Source organism: Cesiribacter andamanensis AMV16 (assembly GCF_000348925.1).
In the GTDB taxonomy this organism is placed as follows: domain Bacteria; phylum Bacteroidota; class Bacteroidia; order Cytophagales; family Cyclobacteriaceae; genus Cesiribacter; species Cesiribacter andamanensis.
In genome coordinates this window covers 1-5,954 of sequence record NZ_AODQ01000190.1, presented here as the reverse complement: position 1 = coordinate 5,954, position 5,954 = coordinate 1, and the positions used below count along the sequence as shown (strand labels likewise).

The 5,954-nt window shown below is 52.1% G+C and carries 7 protein-coding genes; 5 read left to right on the top strand and 2 right to left on the bottom strand.

Annotated elements, in window-relative coordinates; all coding sequences use genetic code 11:
* Positions 1–51 precede the first annotated feature (51 nt).
* Complete coding sequence (locus tag ADICEAN_RS22825; protein WP_009197484.1) at positions 52–213, bottom strand: NUDIX hydrolase; 162 nt, start codon at positions 211–213, stop codon at positions 52–54.
* A 165-nt stretch (positions 214–378) separates the two neighbouring features.
* A complete protein-coding gene (gene mutY / locus ADICEAN_RS22090; RefSeq protein WP_161622743.1) occupies positions 379–1,035 on the bottom strand; it encodes an A/G-specific adenine glycosylase in 657 nt (218 codons plus the stop codon).
* Positions 1,036–1,203: 168 nt separating this feature from the next.
* Here mutY and ADICEAN_RS19980 point away from each other — a divergent pair, with 168 nt between their 5' ends.
* From ADICEAN_RS19980 to ADICEAN_RS22820, 5 genes are all read left to right on the top strand, one after another.
* On the top strand, positions 1,204–1,488 hold the full coding sequence (locus ADICEAN_RS19980) for an HU family DNA-binding protein (protein WP_009197482.1): 285 nt from the start codon (positions 1,204–1,206) through the stop codon (positions 1,486–1,488).
* Between the two features lie 75 nt (positions 1,489–1,563).
* On the top strand, positions 1,564–2,448 hold the full coding sequence (locus ADICEAN_RS19975; protein ID WP_009197481.1) for a tetratricopeptide repeat protein: 885 nt from the start codon (positions 1,564–1,566) through the stop codon (positions 2,446–2,448).
* A gap of 235 nt (positions 2,449–2,683) precedes the next feature.
* The gene (locus ADICEAN_RS19970) at positions 2,684–4,258 is read left to right on the top strand and encodes an Rne/Rng family ribonuclease (protein ID WP_009197480.1); all 1,575 of its coding nucleotides are present in this window, start codon (positions 2,684–2,686) and stop codon (positions 4,256–4,258) included.
* Positions 4,259–4,766: 508 nt separating this feature from the next.
* Positions 4,767–5,711: a thioredoxin domain-containing protein gene (locus ADICEAN_RS19965; protein WP_009197479.1), complete on the top strand. Its 945-nt coding sequence runs from the start codon at positions 4,767–4,769 to the stop codon at positions 5,709–5,711.
* A 76-nt stretch (positions 5,712–5,787) separates the two neighbouring features.
* A complete protein-coding gene (locus tag ADICEAN_RS22820; RefSeq protein WP_009197478.1) occupies positions 5,788–5,949 on the top strand; it encodes a hypothetical protein in 162 nt (53 codons plus the stop codon).
* The last annotated feature ends 5 nt before the right edge of the window (positions 5,950–5,954 follow it).

Below are 5,954 nucleotides of genomic sequence, written 5' to 3'. Positions count from 1 at the left end.
AAATAGTTTTGAATCAGCACGGGTTTTGGCAGTTCCTGTACCTGCGGGGGGCTATACCAGCCCATGCGGGGGGGCAATGCTAGCTTGTTTTTTGCCGACTTTGTCCACCTTAAAATGAAAAAATCGGACATGCAGCCGCTGATGGCTCAGCAGGTGGCGGTACTCCGGCGATTCCAGCAGGGGTGCCTCCAGCTCCTGCAGTTGCTGTACCATAGGATCTGAAAACGCATGAATTTGTTTAATTTTTTCCTCTTCCCGCAAATAAAAGTCAAACAAGCCCTGCCAGATATCACCTGCCGGGCGCGGCCCATCAGCAGCCGGCCCTGCTCATCTTCTACTACTATATAATGGAGGTGGCGGTCCCGTACCGGCGCTTTTTTACTCTTTACCGGTAGCTGGGCCTGCTGCCCCTAGCGCATAGGCCTGGCAATGCTCCTTTAGGGGGCAGTAGAGGCAGAGCGGCTTCTGGGGGGTGCAGTGCAGGGCGCCAAATTCCATCAGGGCCTGGTTGAAGACATCGGGCTGCCGGGGGTCGATGAGCTGCTGCGCCAGCGCAAAAAAGTGGGCAAATGCCTGCGGTTTGGCAATATCTGTGGGATCGGCATAAAGGCGGGCCAGCACCCGGTACACATTGCCATCTACCACAGGTACAGCCTCTTTAAAGGCAAAAGAAGCAATAGCTGCAGCCGTGTAACGGCCTATGCCAGGTAAGGAAAGTAGTAGATGGTACGTTTGCGGGAATGCACCCCCCCACTGGGCCACCACCTGCTGTGCACAGGCATGCAGGTTGCGCGCCCGGCTGTAATAGCCCAAGCCCTGCCAGAGGCGCAGCACCTCCTGCTGGGTGGCTGCAGCCAGGGCCTCAACGGTGGGGAATTTTTCCACAAATCGCTGATAGTAAGGCAGTCCCTGCTGCACGCGGGTCTGTTGCAGAATTACCTCCGAGAGCCAGATCCGGTAGGGATCGCGGGTCTGCCGCCAGGGCAAATCGCGCTGGTTGCGCTGGTACCAATCCAGCAGTTTAGCGGTGAGCAAGTGGCTGTTTTCTATAGGGTTAAGCGGGTTTTGCACAATAAAGGGATCCGGAAGATGAGGTAATATTTTTTCCAAACCTATGTTTTTATATTGAGCAGGTACTTATAGATTTGTGAACGTTTTTCTCCTGAGGAAGACATATCATCCTTAACCTAAAACATTAAAACTGTGACGAAAGCTGAAATTATCGCAGAAATTGCTGAGCAGACCGGTATCGACAAAGCCGACGTACAAACCACGGTAGAAGCCTTCTTTGATGTGGTAAAAGAATCGATGGCCAGCGGCCAGAACATTTATGTGCGTGGGTTTGGCAGCTTTGTCAACAAAAAGAGAGCCCGCAAGATTGCTCGCAACATCTCTCAAAACACCGCCATGGTTATTGATGAGCACTTTGTTCCCAGCTTTAAGCCTTCAAAGGTATTTATCGACAAGGTAAAAAAAGCGATAAAGTAAAGGAGTTCAACGACGAAGTGAAACTAACCGAAGAAGTTGACGGTTAATTTTTCGGAGACGAACAACCCTTAACGCATGACGGGAAAACAATGGGCTGGTGTTGCAGTAGCTGTGGTGATGATCCTCATCCTCTTCTGGCTACCCCAAACAGTAGTAAAAAGTGGAAGTGATACGCTGGCTACCAGCAGTCCACCCCCTGCCACAGCCGCCCCGGCAGCCGTAGAGGAGCACAGTGACGACGATGGCCATGACCACAGTGCCGACGATGGCCACAAGCATGGTGAGCATCAATTTCGCCAGGAATTGACCGAAGCCGCCCGTCTTCATCTTCAAAATCTGAAAGAAAGCGCCTCAAATACAGCAGATAAAGAAAAGTTTGCTATATTTGCCGACTCATTGGCTGCCAACTGGGCCAAATGGGCCTGGTACGATAGTGCCGCCTATTGGTCTGAGCAGGCATTAAAGGCCAAACCCACCACTAATCGCCGCTATAGGGCAGGCAGTATGTGGTTTGAGTCGTACCAGCTGGCGCCCGATGTAGCGCAGCAGCGGCAGTTTGCCGAGCGGGCAGCTTCTCACCTCAAAGAGGTACTGGAAGCACAACCCACGCGCTCCGATGCGCAGGTACGGCTGGCCCTTACCTATGTGGTAACCGATAACCCCATGCAGGGCATTGTGTTGCTGCGGCAGGTACTGGAGCGGGAGCCAAACAATGTAGAGGCGCTTTATCATATGGGTATACTCTCTTTTCAGAGCAACCAGCACGATAAAGCCGTTGAGCGCTTTGAGCAGCTTGTAAAGCTGCAGCCACAGCACAAAGAGGGTCATTTTTACCTGGCCATGAGCTATCTGGAGCTGGGTAAAAAAGACAAAGCCCGGGAGCATTTGCTAGCCGTAAAAGAGCTGGAAAGCAATGCTGAGGTACGGGCGGTAGTGGATGGCTACCTGGAGCGCCTGTAATAAAGAATTAAATTAATAGTATACACTAAAACTGAACGGTTATGCCTTGCGGTAAAAAGAGAAAGAGACATAAGATTGCTACCCACAAGCGTAAAAAAAGACTTAGAAAGAATCGTCATAAGAAGAAGTAAGGCACTTCTTGAAAGGGCGTTCTACACGAGCTACTCTCTTCTCACCTCTTGCATGGGTATGCGAGAGGTGTACTTTTTTGTTTAACATTTAATATACGATAACCTTGAGTTACGAACTGTTAATCAATTCTACTCAGGACGGTAGCCGTATAGCTCTTTTAAAAGATAAAGGCCTAGTTGAGTTTCACCTGGAGCACGACGAAAACCGGTTCACCGTAGGCGATATCTACCTGGGAACGGTCCGCAAAGTATCGCAGGGGCTCAACGCAGCGTTCATTGACATTGGGTATGAAAAAGACGGCTTTCTGCATTACCTCGACCTGGGGCCGAGAATGCGATCGCTCAACAAGTTTTCCAAGCTGGTTCAGCAAGGCAAACTCCCTGTGACCGGGCAGCAACCCGGCAGACTGGCTAACTTTCAGCTGGAGCCCGAAATTGACAAGCATGGCAAAATTACCCAGGTACTGAGCAAGAATCAGCAGATTCTGGTACAGGTAGTAAAAGAGCCTATCTCCACCAAGGGTCCCCGCCTCTCCTGCGAACTTTCCATTGCAGGACGTTACCTGATCCTGGTGCCCTTTTCCGACAGCATCAACGTTTCCAAAAAGATCAGCAATGCTGAAGAACGGAACCGCCTGATGCGCCTCATTACCTCCATTAAACCGGAAGGCTTTGGCGTTATCATCCGTACCGTGGCCGAAGGCAAAGATGTGGCTGAGCTGGACCGGGACCTTTCCGAGCTGGTCAACAAATGGGACAACGGCATTAAGAAGCTGAAAACCGCCAAGCCCCGCGAAAAAATCATTGGCGAGATGAACCGGGCCTCTTCCATTCTGCGCGATGTGCTCAACGAAAAGTTTGATGCCATCATTACAGATGATGAAGAGATGTTTTCCGACATCCGGGACTATATTCGTACCATAGCGCCGGACAAGCAAAAGATTGTGAAGCTGCACAGCGGTAAAGTAAAGCCCTTTGAGCAATACGGCATCGAAAAACAGCTGAAGAGCCTTTTTGGTCAGACCGTAAGCCTGCAAGGCGGCGGTTATCTGGTAATTGAGCATACCGAAGCCCTGCACGTAATCGACGTTAACAGCGGCAACAAGTCCAACTCAGCAGAAGACCAGGAAAGCACGGCCCTGCAGGTAAACATGCAGGCTGCCAAAGAAGTGGCCCGCCAGCTGCGCCTGCGAGACATGGGTGGCATTATCGTAGTCGATTTTATCGATATGCGCAAGCCCGACAACAAGCGCAAGGTCTATGAGGCAGTAAAGGAGGAAATGAAGGATGAACGCTCCAAATTTACCGTACTGCCCCTCACCAAATTTGGCCTGATGCAAATTACCCGCCAGCGGGTACGCCCGGAGCTCAACATAGCTACCGGCGAAAAATGTCCGACCTGTAATGGAACCGGCAAAATCTCGGCCTCCATCCTGGTATCTGATGATGTGGAAAAGCATCTGGATTACCTGATGACCCGCCAGAATGAGCGAACTGTAAAGATTGCCCTGCACCCCTATCTCTATTCTTACTTCACCAACGGAATTATTTCCCGGCGCATGAAGTGGTTTATGAAATACAACCGCTGGGTAAACCTGGAGCAGGACTCTTCCCTGGGCGTAACCGAATACCGGTTTTACAACGGCAAAGATGAAGTGATAGACATACCCAACGCATAAAGCTATCCGCTACCAACCCTGAGTAGAAGACAAAAGCCCGCTAATGGATTAGCGGGCTTTTGCTTTTTTAGCCCTGTTCGCCCCTTTGCGGGGCCTTGCACTGCAATCCGCAAAGCACCTATCTGCCCTATGAACCCCGACGCTCCTGCGCAGCGGCAGGGCGTATTTTTTTTGCGATTCTGAATCTAAATATTTTGAAAGATTTTGATTTGACGCTAGCTTTATAAAGAAAATTTCTTTCTGTATCCTGTACAACATACGCGCTCGATCAGAGGCTTCTGGCGCCTGTTGCACTTTAGAAAGTAAAAGGAGGGGTAGGCAACGCAGCAGACGTATACCTTTAGAGAAAATACAAAACAGCCCAACATTTTTTGGTTTTGCCCTGGCCGGCATACATCGTTGGTCCTATCCTGCACGCACAGCCTGTTGTGCGTGATTTTTCCCGAACGTGCGCTCTTCCCTGCCAAAGGGGGAGCCGGCAGAAGCAATTAGGATTTCAAGTACACACATGAAAAAAGCACCTCACTGGATCCGGCCACTCTTATGGACTGGCGGAAGTATAAATAGCCTGCTGGCACTCTTCTTTATTCTGTTACCCCATACCAGCCACAGCCTGTTTTTTGGCGGCATCGGCTACCTGACTCCCCAGGCCATTAGCCTGTGGGGTATCCTGCTGCTGGCCCTGGGCCTTGGCTATATGGTAGTGGCCACCAATGTGCTGGACAATACCATTGTGCTGCTCATGGGCCTTCTGGCCAATCTGCTGGTGGCAGCAGTACTGCCTGCCTTTGCGGGCGGCCAGTTTTGGGCAAGCCTGGCGGGCCCCTTCTGGAGCCTGCTGTCCCTGCTGTGGAGCGCTACGCTGGTGTATGTGCTCTACCAGATAGCCCGGGTACGGCTCATGCCCCAGCCTCTGGGAGCCGGCTATGATGAGCCCCTCTCCAGAACCCTTAGCCGCTTCAGGACCCACAGAGGCAAAAGCCTGCTGCAGCTCTCCAATGAGCAGCCGGCCCTGGTGGTCTTTCTGAAGCAGTTTGACAGCCCCCTTTGCCGCGAAGCCCTGGAGGACCTGCACCACCAGCGCTCAGCCATTGAAAACCGTGGCGCCCAGCTGGTGCTGGTGCATCTGAACGAAGAAGAACTGGCTGCCGATGCCCTGCAGCGCTTTGAGCTGAGCGATGTGCACCGCATCAGTGACCCCAGCGGCATTATGTACCATGCCTTTGGCCTGGAGCGGGATAAGCCCGGCAATGTCCTTAGCTGGAAAATGCGCATCAAGGCTCTTTTAGCCAACCTGCTGGACCGCCAGGATGCCGCCCACCTCAAGAGCGACAGCCTGCAGATTCCGGCCGCTTTTCTGATCAGTAAGGGAGCGATTGTGAGCAGCTATCGCCACCAGTACGATGCCGAGCGGCCCGATTACCGCAAGCTGGCATCGCCACAGGCTGCCTGAACAGGAAATGGGTGAATCGGGCGCTGCGCCCAAGCCTCCGGAACCGCCCTGCTACAGACTATTATCCCCTTCAAGCATGAAAGAGCACTACCTGCGCCTGCTAGGCTATACCAGCTGGGCCAACCGCCGCTTTATGAGCTGCCTGGAAGAAAGCTCGCTGATCAACAGCAAGATTTACCTGCTCTTTAGCCATGTACTTACCGCTGAAGAAATATGGCTGTGCCGCGCCAAAAGGTGAAGACG